This is a genomic window from Bradyrhizobium sp. WSM4873, assembly GCF_055811355.1.
The window spans coordinates 475,353-491,507 of sequence record NZ_JBVVPS010000002.1; the positions used below are offsets into that span (position 1 = coordinate 475,353).

At 64.4% G+C, this 16,155-nt stretch carries 15 protein-coding genes; 10 read left to right on the forward strand and 5 right to left on the reverse strand.

Annotated elements, in window-relative coordinates; genetic code table 11:
• Window positions 1–412 precede the first annotated feature (412 nt).
• The 8 genes from AC0L21_RS06410 (at window position 413) to garD (ending at window position 11,823) form a co-directional block, all read left to right on the forward strand.
• The gene (locus AC0L21_RS06410; protein WP_018457547.1) at window positions 413–1,495 is read left to right on the forward strand and encodes a lysylphosphatidylglycerol synthase transmembrane domain-containing protein; all 1,083 of its coding nucleotides are present in this window, start codon (window positions 413–415) and stop codon (window positions 1,493–1,495) included.
• Window positions 1,496–1,649: 154 nt separating this feature from the next.
• Window positions 1,650–3,602: an SGNH/GDSL hydrolase family protein gene (locus AC0L21_RS06415; protein ID WP_473259348.1), complete on the forward strand. Its 1,953-nt coding sequence runs from the start codon at window positions 1,650–1,652 to the stop codon at window positions 3,600–3,602.
• 270 nt (window positions 3,603–3,872) lie between these two features.
• The gene (locus AC0L21_RS06420) at window positions 3,873–5,225 is read left to right on the forward strand and encodes an MFS transporter (RefSeq protein WP_473259350.1); all 1,353 of its coding nucleotides are present in this window, start codon (window positions 3,873–3,875) and stop codon (window positions 5,223–5,225) included.
• Window positions 5,226–5,347: 122 nt separating this feature from the next.
• Window positions 5,348–6,253, forward strand: coding sequence for a LysR family transcriptional regulator (locus tag AC0L21_RS06425; protein ID WP_007602059.1), 906 nt, complete (start codon window positions 5,348–5,350; stop codon window positions 6,251–6,253).
• Window positions 6,254–6,377: 124 nt separating this feature from the next.
• Entirely contained in the window at window positions 6,378–7,322 is a 945-nt protein-coding gene (kdgD, locus tag AC0L21_RS06430; protein ID WP_473259352.1) for a 5-dehydro-4-deoxyglucarate dehydratase, read from the forward strand.
• Window positions 7,323–7,347: 25 nt separating this feature from the next.
• On the forward strand, window positions 7,348–8,691 hold the full coding sequence (gudD, locus tag AC0L21_RS06435) for a glucarate dehydratase (RefSeq protein WP_473259354.1): 1,344 nt from the start codon (window positions 7,348–7,350) through the stop codon (window positions 8,689–8,691).
• Window positions 8,692–8,708: 17 nt separating this feature from the next.
• On the forward strand, window positions 8,709–10,157 hold the full coding sequence (locus AC0L21_RS06440; protein WP_473259356.1) for an aldehyde dehydrogenase family protein: 1,449 nt from the start codon (window positions 8,709–8,711) through the stop codon (window positions 10,155–10,157).
• Between the two features lie 124 nt (window positions 10,158–10,281).
• The gene (gene garD, locus AC0L21_RS06445; protein ID WP_473259359.1) at window positions 10,282–11,823 is read left to right on the forward strand and encodes a galactarate dehydratase; all 1,542 of its coding nucleotides are present in this window, start codon (window positions 10,282–10,284) and stop codon (window positions 11,821–11,823) included.
• 68 nt (window positions 11,824–11,891) lie between these two features.
• Here garD and AC0L21_RS06450 read toward each other — a convergent pair whose 3' ends face one another.
• From AC0L21_RS06450 to AC0L21_RS06460, 3 genes are all read right to left on the reverse strand, one after another.
• Window positions 11,892–12,248: a hypothetical protein gene (locus tag AC0L21_RS06450; protein ID WP_473259361.1), complete on the reverse strand. Its 357-nt coding sequence runs from the start codon at window positions 12,246–12,248 to the stop codon at window positions 11,892–11,894.
• A 379-nt stretch (window positions 12,249–12,627) separates the two neighbouring features.
• Window positions 12,628–13,230, reverse strand: a complete 603-nt coding sequence (locus AC0L21_RS06455) for a DUF2147 domain-containing protein (RefSeq protein ID WP_473259363.1) — start codon at window positions 13,228–13,230, stop codon at window positions 12,628–12,630.
• 116 nt (window positions 13,231–13,346) lie between these two features.
• Window positions 13,347–14,375, reverse strand: a complete 1,029-nt coding sequence (locus tag AC0L21_RS06460) for an NAD(P)/FAD-dependent oxidoreductase (protein ID WP_473259365.1) — start codon at window positions 14,373–14,375, stop codon at window positions 13,347–13,349.
• Between the two features lie 180 nt (window positions 14,376–14,555).
• Here AC0L21_RS06460 and AC0L21_RS06465 point away from each other — a divergent pair, with 180 nt between their 5' ends.
• Entirely contained in the window at window positions 14,556–15,023 is a 468-nt protein-coding gene (locus AC0L21_RS06465; protein WP_473259367.1) for an acyl-CoA thioesterase, read from the forward strand.
• Between the two features lie 13 nt (window positions 15,024–15,036).
• On the opposite strand, the gene AC0L21_RS06470 is transcribed toward AC0L21_RS06465, so the two are convergent.
• The gene (locus tag AC0L21_RS06470; RefSeq protein ID WP_045008721.1) at window positions 15,037–15,357 is read right to left on the reverse strand and encodes a 2Fe-2S iron-sulfur cluster-binding protein; all 321 of its coding nucleotides are present in this window, start codon (window positions 15,355–15,357) and stop codon (window positions 15,037–15,039) included.
• Between the two features lie 165 nt (window positions 15,358–15,522).
• On the reverse strand, window positions 15,523–15,897 hold the full coding sequence (locus AC0L21_RS06475) for an Hpt domain-containing protein (protein WP_473259370.1): 375 nt from the start codon (window positions 15,895–15,897) through the stop codon (window positions 15,523–15,525).
• On the opposite strand from AC0L21_RS06475, the gene AC0L21_RS06480 reads away from it, so the two are divergent.
• On the forward strand, window positions 15,896–16,150 hold the full coding sequence (locus AC0L21_RS06480) for a hypothetical protein (protein WP_473259372.1): 255 nt from the start codon (window positions 15,896–15,898) through the stop codon (window positions 16,148–16,150). The two genes, AC0L21_RS06475 and AC0L21_RS06480, sit on opposite strands and share 2 nt — an antisense overlap.
• Window positions 16,151–16,155: the final 5 nt, after the last annotated feature.

Genomic DNA, 16,155 nt, shown 5'->3' on the forward strand with positions numbered 1-16,155 from the left:
CCGATCCTCTCGGGTTGTGGGAACACGGAGGCACCGGCTTTCAGGAGAAGCCGGTTATTCCGCCATGTTCGATTGCTGATGCGGCATTAACCAGCGCACGGCATCGTCGTTCCAAAAAAGCCCGCATCCCTTGCGCTGGAACAATGCCGGCCGTGCAGGATCTGAAATCATGTCACGGACGGACGCGACCGGTCCCACGACTCATATGCTTAACGCGCGTCCGATGTGAACCGCGTATGACAAAGTGGCCGGTCCAAGTCAGAACCTATCCTTGTCAAGGGCTGCACAAGTCACTGTTTTTGCCTTAAATGAGCTACATCATGCCTAGCGATCCAAGCCCACATCGGGCACTGATCGCATCCGATCGGCCAATGTCTGGCCTGGTCGGTCTTGCCCCCCGCCGGGAGGATGAATGCACGGACTGCTGACCGCGCTGAAGCGCGGCTTCAAGAGATGGATCGGCTGGCGGCGACTCGGCGTTGCGGCGAGCGTCTTTATCATTGCGTTCGCGATCACCACGCTGGTACGGACGCTCAAGGGCATCGACACCGGGGTCATCCTGACCGCGTTGACCGAGATCCCCCGCGGCAATATCGGACTGGCAGCGATCTGCGTATGCTTCGCGTTCTGTACGCTGACCTTCTACGACTTTTTTGCACTGCGAACGATCGGCAAGAAGCACGTGCCCTATCGCATCGCAGCGCTCTCCAGCTTCACATCGTATTCGATCGGCCACAATATCGGCGCCACCGTCTTCACCGGGGGAGCGATCCGCTTCCGGATCTATTCGGATTACGGGCTGAACGCGATCGACGTCGCAAAAATCTGCTTCCTGTCCGGCCTGACCTTTTGGCTCGGTAACATCTTCGTGCTCTCGATCGGCATGGCCATCCATCCGGATGCCGCCTCCTACATGGATCAGCTGCCGTCGTCGATTAACCGGTTGATTGCGATCGGCGGCCTCGCCTCGATCGGCGCCTATCTAGTCTGGCTGTGCATGGGCGAGAAGCGCCGCGAGCTTGGCCAGAAGGGCTGGAAGGTGGTGCTGCCGTCAGCGCCGCTGACGCTGGTGCAGATCCTGATCGGTGTCGTCGATCTCGGATTCTGCGCGCTGGCGATGTACCTTCTGGTGCCGGCCACTCCGCAGATCGACTTCCTCTCGCTCTCCGTGGTGTTCATTTTGGCGACTTTGCTCGGCTTCGCCAGCCACGCCCCCGGCTCGCTCGGCGTGTTCGACGCCGCCATGCTGGTGGCGCTGCCCGAATTCGGCCGCGAGCAGCTTCTTGCCACGCTCCTTGTCTTCCGCATCCTCTATTTCGTGATCCCGTTCGGTCTGGCCATCTCCATCATGGGCGCACGCGAGCTCTGGATGAATGTGGTGGAGCCCTGGCAGGAGCGCCGAAGGCTGGCGGAGGCCTGCGCGCAGGCCAACCTGCCCAAGCAGGTGGCGGCGATGGAGCGCGAGCGGTCGCTGCGGCAGGCGAGCAAACGCTGAGCATGATCCGGAAAAGTGCGAAGCGGTTTTCCGAAAAGATCATGCTCCAACGATAGTCCGCTAGACGACGGCCGGCAAAACCGTCAGACCAACGTTGCAGGCGGAGAGCAGCTCTCTTATTTCCGCCTCAACTTTGCCGTTGAAGACGCGGGCCATGATCCCTGTATTCCTTCGCCGTTTCCTCGCCGGTGCCCTGCTGCTCGCCGGGCTCCTCACCGCCTTGCCGCCGGAGCGGGCGGCCGCGCAGGACGCGGGCGCCATGCAGATCAGCTGGGAGGTGCGCAACCGCTTCCGGCTGTTCCGTGAGGAGCGCGACTTCCTGCTGCATGTCGAGAACGCGCGGAACCGCAGCATCCTCGCCGCCGAGCAATCGCTGGAGCTCCAGAGCGAGGGCCGCGGCTGGGCCCGCAACATGGTCAACCGGCTCTGCATCGACCTCCAGGGCCGGGTCAACCAGCCCTGCACCCGCGACAACACGAAGGAAAATTACCTCACCCCCCTCGATCATCCCGTCACCGTGCGCCTGGCCGGGGCGGTGCCGGTCGGCGCCACCTGCGCCTGGTCGTTCGACGACGGCGACGGGCCGCAACAATCCACCTTCGACTGCGCCGAACCGGTCAATCTGCGGGTCCGCTACGGCAAGCAGACGGTTGCGAGCGTCGACGTCTCCTCCGGCTCCGATCCGACCCAGCGGGTCCAGACCGAGATCGAGGTCCGCGACATCTTCGTCGCTGGCCTCGGTGACAGCATCGCCTCCGGCGAAGGCAATCCGGACCGGCCGCTGGCGCTGTCGGACGAAGGTTTTTGCTTCCGCTCCTATCTGGGCACCGCCGGCGCGCAGTATTACCGGCCGAGCCGCGCCGGCTTCAAGGGCGGCCGCGCCTGCGAAGCGCCCGATACGCTTGCCAACTGGCAGCGCTACAGCGCGCTGTGGTTCAACTCGCCCTGCCACCGCTCGCTCTACAGCTACCAGGCCCGGACCGCGCTGGCGCTTGCGGTGCGCTACACCCACGTCGCGGTGACCTTTCTGCCGCTCGCCTGCACCGGCGCCAGCATCAGCGACGGGCTGCTCGGCTCGCAGCGCGCCCGCGAATGCCCGCCCGGCAAGACCGGCGTCTGCAACATCAGCGTGAACGCGCAGGTCGCCGAGCTGCGCGAGGCGCTGACCGCCGCCAAGAAGCGCCAGCCCGAGCGCACGCTCGACCTCGTGCTGCTCTCGGTCGGCGCCAACGACGTCTATTTCTCCGGCCTCGTCGCCGACGTGATCGTCGAGACCGCAACCGAGCGCGCGATATTCCGCCGCTCCGGCGTGATGGCGAGCGTCGATGATTCCCGCGATGCGCTGGCGCGCGAGCTGCCGCAGAATTTCGTCAAGCTGCGCGAGGCGCTGAAGCCGCTGGTCGGCGGCGACCTCTCGCATGTGGTCTACGTCTCCTACGCCAACCCGGCGCTCGCCGATGGCGGCGTGCCCTGCCGCGGCGGCCGCGCCGGCTTCGACATTCATCCGTCCTTCAACGCCGATCCGCAGCGCCTCGCCCGAGTCTCGACCTTCGTCGACACCGAATTCCTGCCGCAACTAAAGGGGCTCGCCACCTGCACTCGCGGCGCGCTGTGCCGCGATCCCGAAGCCGACCGCATGACCTTCGTGGATTCGCATCAGGCGGCGTTCGCCGATCACGGCTTCTGCGCCCATTCGGGCAACGATCCCGAATTCGACCGCACCTGCTTTGCCGAGAACGGCCAGAGCTTCAATCCCGACATCGTGAGCGCGGCGAGCCAGCCGATGCTGTGCGGCCGCGGTGCCTCCGAATTCCGCGCCTATTTGCCGCGCGCACGCTGGATCCGCGACGCCAATGACAGCTATTTCGCTGCGATGACCTATCCGCAAGGCCTGCCGGCAGCGAGCCAGCCGACCGACATCCACGACGCGACCTGGGGCGTGCTCTCCGCCGTCTATGGCGGCGCCGTGCATCCGAGCGCCGAAGGCCACGCCGCGATGGCGGATGCGGCGCTGCCGGCCGCAAGCGCCGTGCTGGGGCTGGATGCGGCACCGCCGGGGGTGACACGCGGGCTGCTCGCACCGCTGCTGCCGGGCGCGCAACAGTAAAGCTAGAACGAGCTCTCACCACACCGTCATTGCGAGCGCAGCGAAGCAATCCAGAGTCCTTCCGCGGTGGGATTCTGGATTGCTTCGCTGCGCTCGCGATGACGGGATTGGGCTCACGTCTCGGCACTCTCTCACGATCGTTCCCCCCACCTGCCGTTCCATCAATCCAAAAGCAGCATCGATCGATACTGCCTTGAACTTGGACACTTTGCCGCGCGCACCTCTAGGAGTCGCAGTGGGGAAACGTTTCGAGTTCTAAGGAGGCGCGCAATGAGCGCAGTGATGTCCGCAGCGGACGTGAGAAGGTCTCGCGTCAGGCTGTTCATCGTGACCATGTTGTTCCTGGTCACGACCGTCAATTATGCCGACCGCGCTACGCTGTCGATCGCGGGCCCCGCGCTCTCCAAGGAGCTGCATCTCGATCCCGTCGCAATGGGCTACATCTTCTCGGCGTTCGGATGGTCCTATGTGATCGCGCAGGTGCCGGGCGGCTGGCTGCTCGACCGCTACGGCTCCCGCCTCGTCTATGCCTTCAGCATCATCGTCTGGTCGCTGTTCACGACGCTGCAGGGCTGGGTCGGATTCTTCAGCGCCGGCACCGCGATCACCGTGCTGTTCGGCCTGCGCTTCCTCGTCGGTATCGCCGAAGCGCCGTCTTTCCCCGCCAATGCACGCATCGTCGCGGCCTGGTTTCCGAGCAGCGAGCGCGGCACCGCGTCCGCGTTCTTCAATTCCGGGCAGTATTTCGCCACCGTGATCTTCGCGCCGCTGATGGGCTGGATCGCGCATGATTACGGCTGGCGCTACGTGTTCTTCGTGATGGGCGCGCTCGGAATCATCATGGGCCTGGTCTGGATCAAGACCGTCTACGGGCCGAAAGAGCACCCCGGCATCAACGAGGCTGAATTCGACTACATCAAGGACGGCGGCGCGCTGGTCGATCTCGACGCGCCCAAAGACGATCTGAAGCAAGAGCGCGCGCCCGAGGCCGGCTCCGGATGGGACCACATCCGCCAGCTGCTTTCCAACCGCATGATGCTCGGCGTCTATCTCGGCCAGTACTGCATCAACACGCTGACCTATTTCTTCCTGACCTGGTTCCCGGTCTACCTCGTCAAGGAGCGTGGCCTGTCGATCCTGCAAGCCGGCTTCGTCGCGACGCTGCCGGCGCTGTGCGGCTTCATCGGCGGCGTGCTCGGCGGCGTCATTTCCGACGCGATCCTGCGCAAGACCGGCTCGTTGACGATGGCGCGCAAGATCCCGATCGTCGGCGGCATGCTGCTGTCGATGTCGATCATCGCCTGCAACTATGTCGACGGCCAGGCACTGGTGGTCGGCTTCATGGCGCTCGCCTTCTTCGGCAAGGGCATCGGCGCGCTCGGCTGGGCTGTCGTCTCCGACACGTCGCCGAAGGAAGCCGGCGGCGTCTCGGGCGGCCTGTTCAACACCTTCGGCAATCTGTCCTCGATCAGCACCCCGATCGTGATCGGCTACATCCTGGCCGCGACCGGCTCGTTCAACGGTGCGCTGATATTCGTCGGCGCCAATGCGCTGGTGGCCGCATTCGCCTATCTCGTGGTCGTCGGCAAGATCGAGCGAGTGGTGCTCAAACGTTCCTCCTGAGGGCTCCCATGGGAGCTTGACCAGGCAACTTAACGGCGGCTTCACGGCCGCCGTCTTTGTTTTGGGAGTAATCGATGCTAGAAGCGCCGGGGAAACGCCTTATCCATCTAAGGCATGTATCGATGTTCGACCTCAACCAGCTCCGCTGTTTCGTCACCGTGGCGGAGGAATTGCATTTCGGCCGCGCGGCCGCGCGGCTGAACATGACCCAGCCGCCGCTGTCCCGGCAGATCCAGGTGCTCGAGCACATCATCGATGCGCCGCTGCTGGAGCGTACCAGCCGCTCGGTACGCCTGACGCCCGCCGGGCGCAGCTTCCTGCCGGAAGCGCGGCGCATCCTGAAGCTTGCGGAAAGCGCCTCGCAGGTTGCCCGCCGTATCGCGCTCGGCAAGTCCGGCTCGCTGAAGATCGGCTTCACCGCGGCCGCCGCCTACGGCTTCCTCCCCGAGCTCGTCGCCGCCTGCCGCGCCAAGCTGCCCGAGGTGGACTTCTCACTGAAGGAGATGGTGTCGGGCGACCAGTTCGAGGCGCTGACATCGGGCCAGATCGATGCCGGCCTGCTCAGGCCGCCGATCGCGCGCCCCGAAATCGCCAGCCGCCGCGTCGTCGCCGAGCCCCTGCTCGCCGCGATCCCGAAAAAGCATCCGCTGGCGAATGCCGAGAGCGTCACGATCAAGGATTTCGACAACCAGCCCTTCGTGATGTATTCGCCCTATGAGAGCCGCTACTTTCACGACGTGCTGGTGGCGCTGTTCACCCGCGCCGACATCCTGCCGCGCTATGTCCAGCACCTGAGCCAGATCCACTCGATCCTCGCCATGGTGCGCGCCGGCCTCGGCCTCGCCATCGTGCCGGCGGCGGCAGCGAGCCTGAAGATCGCGGATGTCCGCCTGCGGCCGCTGAAGCTGCGCACCCGCGTTCCGGTCGAGCTGTTCATGGTCTGGCGCCGCGACGACGAGAATCCGCTGCTGTCGGCGCTCGTCAAAATCGCGAGCGAATTGTCATCGGCGGAGGTGATGGAAGATTGATGCTGATTTCGCATCGGTCGATATAGGCTTTGGCTTGGACCCGCATCGAACGGTCTCCTAAACCACGGCGCATGGACGCGCAGCCTCTGCGTCCTCCACAACACGAGACCAGGGAGCAGCGCCCATGAGCAAGATGACCCCGCAGGAAATGGCCCAGAAGATCGGATCCGGCCTCCTGTCTTTCCCCGTCACCCCGTTCAAGGCGGATTACTCATTCGACGAGGCGACCTACCGCGCCAATATGGATTGGCTCTGCGGCTATGACGTCGCCGGCCTGTTCGCCGCCGGCGGCACCGGCGAGTTCTTCTCGCTGACGGCAGCCGAGGTTCCGCAGATCGTCAAGATCGCCGTGGACGAGACCAAGGGCCGCGTGCCCGTGCTCGCCGGCACCGGCTACGGCACCGCCACCGCGCGCGAGATCGCGATCGGCGCTGAGAAGGCCGGCGCCGACGGCCTGCTTCTGCTGCCGCCCTATCTCACCCATGCCGAGCAGGAGGGCCTTGCCGCCCACGTGGAAGCGATCTGCGCCTCTGTGAAGATCGGCGTCATCGTCTACAACCGCGACAACGCCATCCTCCAGCCCGATACGCTCGCCCGCCTCGCCGAACGCTGCCCCAACCTCGTCGGCTACAAGGACGGCATCGGCGACATCGAGCTGATGACCCGCGTCTACACCAAGCTCGGCGACCGCCTGACCTATATCGGCGGCCTGCCGACGGCGGAGACCTTCGCGCTGCCCTATCTCGACATGGGCGTGACCACCTACTCCTCGGCCGTGTTCAACTTCGTTCCGGAATTCGCCACCAACTTCTACGCCGCCGTGCGCAAGCGCGACCACGCGCAGATCCACGCCGGCCTGAAGGACTTCATCCTGCCGCTGATCGCGATCCGCAACCGCAAGAAGGGCTATGCGGTCTCGATCATCAAGGCCGGCATGAAGGTGATCGGCCGCGATTCCGGCCCCGTCCGCCCGCCGCTGACCGATCTCACCGAGCAGGAGATCGCGGAGGTCGCGGCGCTGGTGAAGAACCTGCCCGCCATCCGATCGTCACAACAGGCTGCAGAATAACGGACGACACAGGGAGGAGCCTGCGATGGCCAAGACCGAGATCACCGGCGCACCGGTCGTCACCGCGATGCAGGTGATCCCGGTCGCAGGCCGTGACAGCATGCTCCTCAATCTGAGCGGCGCGCATGCGCCGTTCTTCACCCGCAATATTGTCATCCTCACCGACAATGCCGGCCACACCGGCGTCGGCGAGGTCCCCGGCGGACAGAAGATCTGGCAGACGCTGCAGGACGCCCGTGATCTCGTGATCGGCAAGACCGTCGGCGCGATGAACAACATCCTTGCCGATGTCAGGACCGCCTTCGCCGATCGCGATGCCGGCGGCCGCGGCAAGCAGACTTTCGATCTCCGCGTCATGATCCACGCCGTTACGGCCGTGGAGTCGGCGCTGCTCGATTTGCTCGGTCAACATCTCAACCTGCCGGTCGCAGCTCTGCTCGGCGAGGGTCAGCAGCGCAACAGCGTCGAGACACTGGGCTATCTCTTCTTCGTCGGCGACATCAGCAAAAGCAAGCTCGACTATGTCGGCGGCGAGAGCGGCAAGCCCGAATGGTTCAACCTCCGCCATCAGCAGGCGATGACGCCGGAAACCGTGGTGCGGCTTGCGGAAGCTACCCACGACCACTACGGCTTCGCCGATTTCAAGCTCAAGGGCGGCGTGTTGCGCGGCGAGCAGGAGATTGAGGCCGTCACCGCGATCGCCAAGCGCTTTCCGAATGCGCGGGTGACCCTGGATCCGAACGGCGCATGGTCGCTCGACGAGGCTGTCAGCCTCTGCAAGGACATGCACGGCATCCTCGCCTATGCCGAGGACCCCTGCGGGGCCGAAGGCGGCTTCTCCGGCCGCGAGATCATGGCCGAGTTCCGCCGTGCAACGGGCCTGCCGACCGCGACCAACATGATCGCGACCGATTGGCGGCAATTGTCCCATGCGCTGCGCCTCGGCGCGGTGGACATTCCGCTGGCCGATCCCCATTTCTGGACCATGCAAGGCTCGGTGCGCGTGGCCCAGACTTGCCGCGACAACGGCTTGACCTGGGGTTCGCACTCCAACAACCATTTCGACATCTCGCTCGCCATGTTCACCCATGTCGGCGCCGCCGCCCCAGGCAAGGTCACCGCGATCGACACGCACTGGATCTGGCAGGACGGCCAGGCCCTGACCAAGGAGCCACTCCAGATCAAGGGCGGCAAGATCGCCGTGCCTGAGAGGCCGGGCCTAGGTATCGAAATCGACAGGGCCGCCATCGACGCCGCGCATGACCTTTACAAGCAGCATGGACTCGGCGCCCGCGATGACGCTATTGCCATGCAGGACCTGATCCCCGGCTGGACCTTCGACGACAAGCGTCCCTGCCTGGTTCGTTAAAAACTCTGGAGGAAGCTATGACTGCGATCCTGAAGAATTTCATCGGCGGCGAATGGGTCGACGGCTCCGGCGTCACCAAGAACATCAATCCCTCCAACACCAATGATCTCGTCGGCGAATACGCCAAGGCCGACAAGGCGCAGACCGAAAAGGCGATCGCAGCCGCCAAGGCCGCTTTTCCCGCCTGGGCGCAGTCGACGCCGCAGGCGCGCTACGACGCGCTGAACAAGATTTCGCTCGAGATCATCGCCCGCAAGGAAGAGCTTGGCCGCCTGCTCGCCCGCGAGGAAGGCAAGACCCTCCCCGAAGGCATCGGCGAGGTCGCGCGCGCAGGCCAGATCTTTGCGTTCTTCGCCGGCGAGGCGCTGCGCATGATCGGCGAAAAGGGCGCCTCGGTGCGTCCCGGCATCGACGTCGAGCTCACCCGTGAGCCGATGGGCGTCGTCGGCATGATCACGCCCTGGAATTTCCCGATCGCGATCCCCGCCTGGAAGATCGCGCCGGCACTCTGCTATGGCAACACCGTGGTGTTCAAGCCTGCCGAGCTGGTGCCGGGCTCGGCGCATGCGCTGTCCGAGATCATCACCCGTTCCGGCATTCCCGCCGGCGTGTTCAACCTCGTGGTCGGCTCGGGCTCCGTTGTCGGCCAGACCCTGATCGAGCATCCCGACGTCGCCGCGATCACCTTCACCGGTTCGGTGCAAACGGGGCGCAAGATCGCGCAGGCCTGCGTGACCTCGAGCAACATGAAGAAATTCCAGCTCGAGATGGGCGGCAAGAACCCGCTGGTGGTGCTCGACGACGCCGATCTCAAGACCGCGGTCGAAGTCGCCGTCAACGGCGCCTATTTCTCCACCGGCCAGCGCTGCACCGCCTCGTCCCGCCTCATCGTCACCGAAGGTATTCACGACCGTTTCGTTGCGGCGGTGACCGAGCGCCTGAAAGGCCTCACGGTGGACGACGCGCTCAAGGCCGGCGTGCATATCGGCCCGGTGGTCGACCAGAGCCAGCTCGACCAGGACCTGCGCTATATCAAGATCGGCCAGGACGAGGGTGCCAAGCTCGCCTGGGGCGGCGAGTTGCTCAAGCGCGAAACGCCCGGCCACTACCTCCAGCCCGCGCTGTTCACCGAGGCCAACAACAACATGCGCATTTCGCGCGAGGAGGTCTTCGGCCCCGTCGCCGCCGTCATTCGCGCCAAGAACTACGAGGAGGCGCTCGCGATCTCCAACGACACCGAATTCGGCCTTGCCTCCGGCATCTGCACCAGCAGCCTGAAATGCGCCTCGCACTACAAGCGCAACAGCGAGTCCGGCATGGTGATGGTCAATCTGCCGACCGCCGGCGTCGATTATCACGTGCCGTTCGGTGGCCGGAAGGGTTCGAGCTACGGCGCCCGCGAGCAGGGCTCCTATGCCCGCGAGTTCTACACGACGGTGAAGACCGCCTATACCTTTCCCGGCTAACCACGGGCAAGATATCGTAGGGTGGGCAAAGCGAAGCGTGCCCACCGCCTTACGTTCTGTGTGAAGATTGTGGGCACGGCGCCTTGCGCCTTTGCCCACCCTACGGCTTCGGAGGCAAGCGCAGATGGACCAATCAGTCGCAGCGAAAGAGCAGCCCCGCTATATCAAGCTCAACGATCGCGACAACGTCGCGATCGTTGTCAATGATTTCGGGCTTCCTGCCGGCTCCCGCTTCGCCAGCGGGCTGACGCTGCGCGCCTTCGTGCCGCAGGGACACAAGACGGCGCTGGTCGACATCCCGCAGGACGCCCCGATCGTCCGCTACGGCGAAGTGATCGGCCATGCGCTGGCGCCGATCCTGGCCGGCGAATGGGTGGACGAAGCGCGCATCCGCATGCCGGAGGCCCCTGCCCTCGACAAGCTGGAAATCTCCACCGCCGTTCCCGCGCCGCTGCCGCCGCTGGAAGGTTTCACGTTCGAAGGCTTTCGCAATTCCGACGGCTCGGTCGGCACCAAGAACATCCTCGGCATCTCCTCCTCGGTGCAATGCGTCAAGGGAACGATGGAATATGCTGTGAAGCGCATCCGCGCCGAGCTGCTGCCGAAATACCCGAATGTCGACGACGTCGTGCCGCTGACGCATGCCTATGGCTGTGGCGTCGCCATCAACGCGCCTGATGCCGTGATTCCGATCCGCACGCTGCAAAACATCGCGCAGAACCCGAATTTCGGGGGCGAGATCCTGGTCATCAGCCTCGGCTGTGAAAAGTTGGCGCCCGAGCGTCTGGTGCCGGAAGGCGTCAGCGATGCCATCGTCCGGATGCAGGACGAAGCCTTCGACGGTTTTGGCGCGATCGTCGACGCCATCATGACCCAGGCCGAAGCCCGCCTGAAGATCCTCAACGAGCGCACTCGTGAGACCTGCCCGGCCGCCGATCTCGTCATCGGCCTGCAATGCGGTGGCAGCGACGCCTTCTCCGGCGTCACCGCGAATCCCGCGGTCGGCTTCGCCGCCGACCTTCTGGTGCGCGCCGGCGCCACGGTGATGTTCTCGGAAGTCACCGAGGTGCGCGACGCGATCCAGCTGCTCACTCGACGCGCCATCAACGAGGACGTCGGCCGCGCTTTGGTCCGCGAGATGGCCTGGTACGATTCCTATCTCGCCCGCGGCGGCGCGGACCGCAGCGCCAACACCACGCCCGGCAACAAGAAGGGCGGCTTGGCGAACATCGTCGAGAAATCGCTCGGCTCGATCGTCAAGTCCGGATCGTCCGCGATCACCGGCGTGCTCTCGCCCGGCGAGAAGGCGACGCAGAAGGGCATGCTGTTTGCGGCGACGCCGGCATCCGACTTCATCTGCGGCACGCTCCAGCTCGCCTCCGGCATGACGCTGCAGGTGTTCACCACCGGCCGCGGCACGCCCTACGGCCTTGCGGCTGCGCCCGTGATCAAGGTCGCGACCCGCAGCGAACTCGCGCGACGCTGGAAGGACCTGATCGATTTCGATGCCGGAGGCATCGCAACCGGCGAGAAGACCATCGAGGAAACCGGCTGGGACCTGTTCCGCCTGATCCTCGACGTCGCCAGCGGCCGCACACAACCCTGGTCGGATCGCTGGGGCATCCACAACGATTTGACGCTGTTCAATCCGGCGCCGGTGACCTGAGCGCCGCGCGGATGCATTGGTGCGAGTCCCGTTTCGACGCTGCGCATCGGCCGGGATGACGCTTCAATCTACGTCATGCTGCCCGGCATGAAGCAGCGCACGCGGGGATGGCCGTCGATGTAGTGCTTCCACACCATGGTGCGGCCGATCTTGTTCGGCTCGGTGATGACGGCGCCGTCGGGAACGACCACCCATTCGCCCTCGAGATGCACGCGATAGCGGCCCTTGTCGGATTCCCAGTCGACATCGGCGACCACATAGCCGTCGGCATCCGAGCAGCATTGGCCGTATTCGCTGTGCAGGCTCTCGAACCAGGGTTTTAACGGCGAGTTGGCGTAGCGCCCGTCGTCACGCGCCATCGTCGGGGCGGTCAGCAGCACCGTCAGGACCAGCAGCATGGCGGCACGGGATATTGCACGTCTCATGTCGTCTCCGCGGATCGAGGTGATCGCCGCGGGGCGATAGTTGCCGTTCGCCTTTCGCGACTCGGCGAAGGCGTCAGGGACGGCGACTCATTCCCCCAGCAGCTTTGCGGATAGCTATGCAAATCCGGCGCCACCGCGCATTCCGGGGAACTACTGGCGCGCGTCCGGCAGGCGTTCGTCTTTCGACGGGTATGACCGCTACTCGCGCCGGCATCTCCGCTGTCGTCGCCGGTCGTATGCGCGATTGCGCACGGGCGCCACGGACGCCGCGCAAGAACGCGGAGAGGCTGGCGGCGTACTGAAGTCCCCGCCTTGGCGGGCAATGACGGCGGTGTGTGGAGCTACGGAAGTTCGGGCGCCATAGCGCGCGACGTAGACCCTACTGCTTTGGTGCCGGCGCCATCATCGCGCCGCCTTTCTTCGCCGCGGGCACGGGCACGGGCTTGGTCGCGGCGGTTGCTTGCGCCGGGAGATATTTCGCGACGATGGCGGGATCGACCTGCGCGATATTGGCGTCGGGAAGACGCGTCCAGGTCTCGTCCTTGCCGAACAGGGAAATGCCGAGGAAACCGCGCATCGTCAGGGTCTGCCCATCCGGGCTGACCGTCATCTTGGCCTTCCAGATGTTGCCGTCGCGCGGATTGACCACGTTGCCGCCGTCATACTTCAAGCCGTCGCGCTTCATGTCGCGGATGAAGGAGAGCCCGAGCACCGGCGCGTTCTTGCGATCGTCCGTGCATTTCGCGCAGATCTCGTTCGGGTCGTCACCGGGCCGCGGGAAGGTTTTTGCGATGACGCCTTCGAAGATGCCGTTGTGGTCGATGAAGAGAAACCAACCCACCGTCTTGCCGTCTTCGACCTTCTGCCAGAGGCCCGCGGCGGTCGGCTGCTGCACTTGCGCCACAACCGGGCTCACCGCACCGAGCGACATCGCGAGCGCGAGGAGCGAGAACAGCCGAAAGCTGGAAAAGAGAGTCCGCATTATCATCACCTTGCTGAGCCAATCGCCTTGCTAAGCCGCCAACTGCAATGGCCGCAGACTACGGCGATTTCGCGAACTGTTCCAGCACCAGAAACATGGGGCATCGCCCGCCGCCGTCAGTTGACGCCGAGCTTCTTTTGCAGGCTGGAGGACGAGGTCGTGTACTGGAACACGAGCCGCTTCTCCGGATAGACGTAGCGATGGGCTTTTTGCGACATCAGCGCGCCCTCGTGGAAACCGCACAGGATCAGCTTGATCTTGCCGGGATAGGTGTTGATGTCGCCGATCGCGAAGATGCCTGGCACGTTGGTCTCGAACGCGGATGTCTCGACCGGCACCAGATTGTTCTCCAGCGCGATGCCCCAGTTCGCGACCGGACCGAGCTTCATGGTCAGGCCGAAGAACGGCAGCATGGTGTCGCAGGTAATTTCGCTCACACTGTTGTCGTTGCCCTTGACGGTGGCGCCGCTCAGCTTGCCCTCGTTGCCTGACAGCGCGGTGACCTGGCCGAGCCGCAGATCCATCTTGCCGGCAGCGACCAGCGCGCGCATCTGCTCGACGCTGTGGGGGGCGGCGCGAAAATCGTCGCGACGATGCAAGAGCGTGATGCGCTTGGCGATCGGATGCAGATTGAGCGTCCAGTCGAGCGCGGAATCGCCGCCGCCCACGATCAGCACGTTCCTGTCGCGGAACGTCTCCATCTTGCGCACGGCGTAATGCACCGAGCTTCCTTCATAGGCTTCGATCCCCGGCACCGGTGGCCGCTTGGGCTGGAACGAGCCGCCGCCGGCAGCGATCACCAGCACCTTGCATTCGAACACCTTCCCGGCGTCCGTGGTGCAGCGAAACAGCGGATCGCCGATCTTCTCGACGGTCTCGATCATCTCGCCGAGATGGAAGGTCGGATGGAACGGCTTGATCTGCTCCATCAGCGCGTCGGTGAGGCCCTGCCCCGAAACCTGCGGAATGCCGGGAATGTCGTAGATCGGCTTTTCCGGATAGAGCTCTGCGCACTGGCCGCCGACCTTGTCGAGGATGTCGACGAAATGCGTCTTCATGTCGAGAAGGCCCAACTCGAAGGCGGCGAACAGACCGCAGGGGCCGGCGCCAATAATCAACACATCGGTTTTGATCGCGTCGCTCATGTCGTCTCTTTATCGGTCGTTCGGTGGGACGGCGCCCTTTGGGCCGAGGTGACCCTGTCTGTCTAGCCAACGGGGATGGATCAGGGAAGGCATAAAAGCGGGAGCGCCCCGCAGCCGGCCCCACTTGCCGGGTCAGGATAACTGGGCTGTAACGAGCAACGCTATGACGGAGATCAATCGGTGAACGCACCAAGCCGCCTCGATACGACGCCGCGCCTGGAGGACTACCCTTTTCGCCTCAGCGACAACGTCCGCTTCGGCGATCTCGACCCCAACCAGCACGTCAACAACGCGGTCTACGCCACCTATTTCGAGACCGGCCGTGTCACGCTGATGAAGCTTCCGGAATACGGCCTGACGCCGCCGGGACTTGCCTGGATCATGGTGCGGCTCGACATCCATTTTCGTGCGGAGCTGCACTGGCCGAACACGATCGAGCTCGGTCTCGGCGTCGTGAAGCTGGGACGAACGTCGGTGACGTTCGAGCAGGTGGTGTTTTCGGAAGGGAAGTGCATTGCATCGGCGACATCGGTCGCCGTGATGATCGACGAAGCGTCGCGCCGGCCAACGCCGCTGATCGCGGAAGTGCTCGAGAAGCTCAGGCCCTGGCACAAGCGCGGCATCGAGCTCGCGCCGCCGAGCACATGAATAGCTAACAGGGTTAGGCCTGGCGTTCCGGTGTCGCCACCACGAGGCCGTCGAGCTCGTCGGAGACCTTGATCTGGCAGGACAGGCGCGAGTTCGGGCGCACGTCGAAGCCGAAGTCGAGCATGTCCTCTTCCATCGGCGTCGGGCTGCCGACCTTCTCGCGCCACGCTTCGTCGACATAGACATGGCAGGTGGCGCAGGCGCAGGCGCCGCCGCATTCGGCCTCGATGCCGGGAATGCTGTTGCGGATGGCGGCTTCCATCACAGTCGCGCCGTTCTCGACGTCCACCGTACGGGTTTCGCCCTTGTGATCGACAAAGTGAATTTTGGCCATGTGTGCTCGTGCTGCCGCGATCTAGGGAATGAAGGAGGGTCCGGGCTGTCCTATAACGGGTCGATCAGCCCGGCGCCATAGCGTTTTGATTCAGTCGCGAATACCGTTGCGCGGGAAGAAAACCCGTCAAAACAAAGACTAGAGCACGGGTCTGGCCCTGTCGGCCTAAGGGTTGAGGATTGCCTCGATGGCGACGCGAGCCTCGGTCACCGCCTCTTTCAGCGCGGCGAAGGCGTGAGGCCGGCCTTGTCCGGTCTGAATCGCGGTCTCCAGGCTGGCTGCGGCATCCGCCACCGCAAACGCGCCGATCCCGCGCGCCGAGCCCTTGAGCTTGTGGGCGAGTGCGCCGGCCTCGGACGGGAGCGCGGCCATCGCCGCGATCAGGCGCACCGCCTGCTCGGCAAACATCGCCAGCACTTCCTGTTCCAGCTCGGAATCACCGAGCGTCATGCGGGAGAGATGATCGAGGTCGAGCGGGCTGTCGATGGGTGCAAGCGGGGGCGAGGGCATCCAGTCCATCCGTTGCAGTTCAGGAGTCATGGCGCAGGCCCCGGCATCGCGCGATGTCCGCCGGTCCGGCGGTCAAGTTCCCTCCACCCAAGCACGGAAATGGTTAATGAAATGTTCCAGCCGTTTTGCGCAAATCTGCCTGTTTATTGACGAAAAGTTGCCGCAATCCGGCGAGTCCGGTGGAGAATTGCATTTATTGCTAAGGCCTTACGGCGCGATCCTGTTAACGATGATTAAGAATGTCTTAATCGCGGGCATTTCATTCGCGACGCTCTGCCAATAGGATGT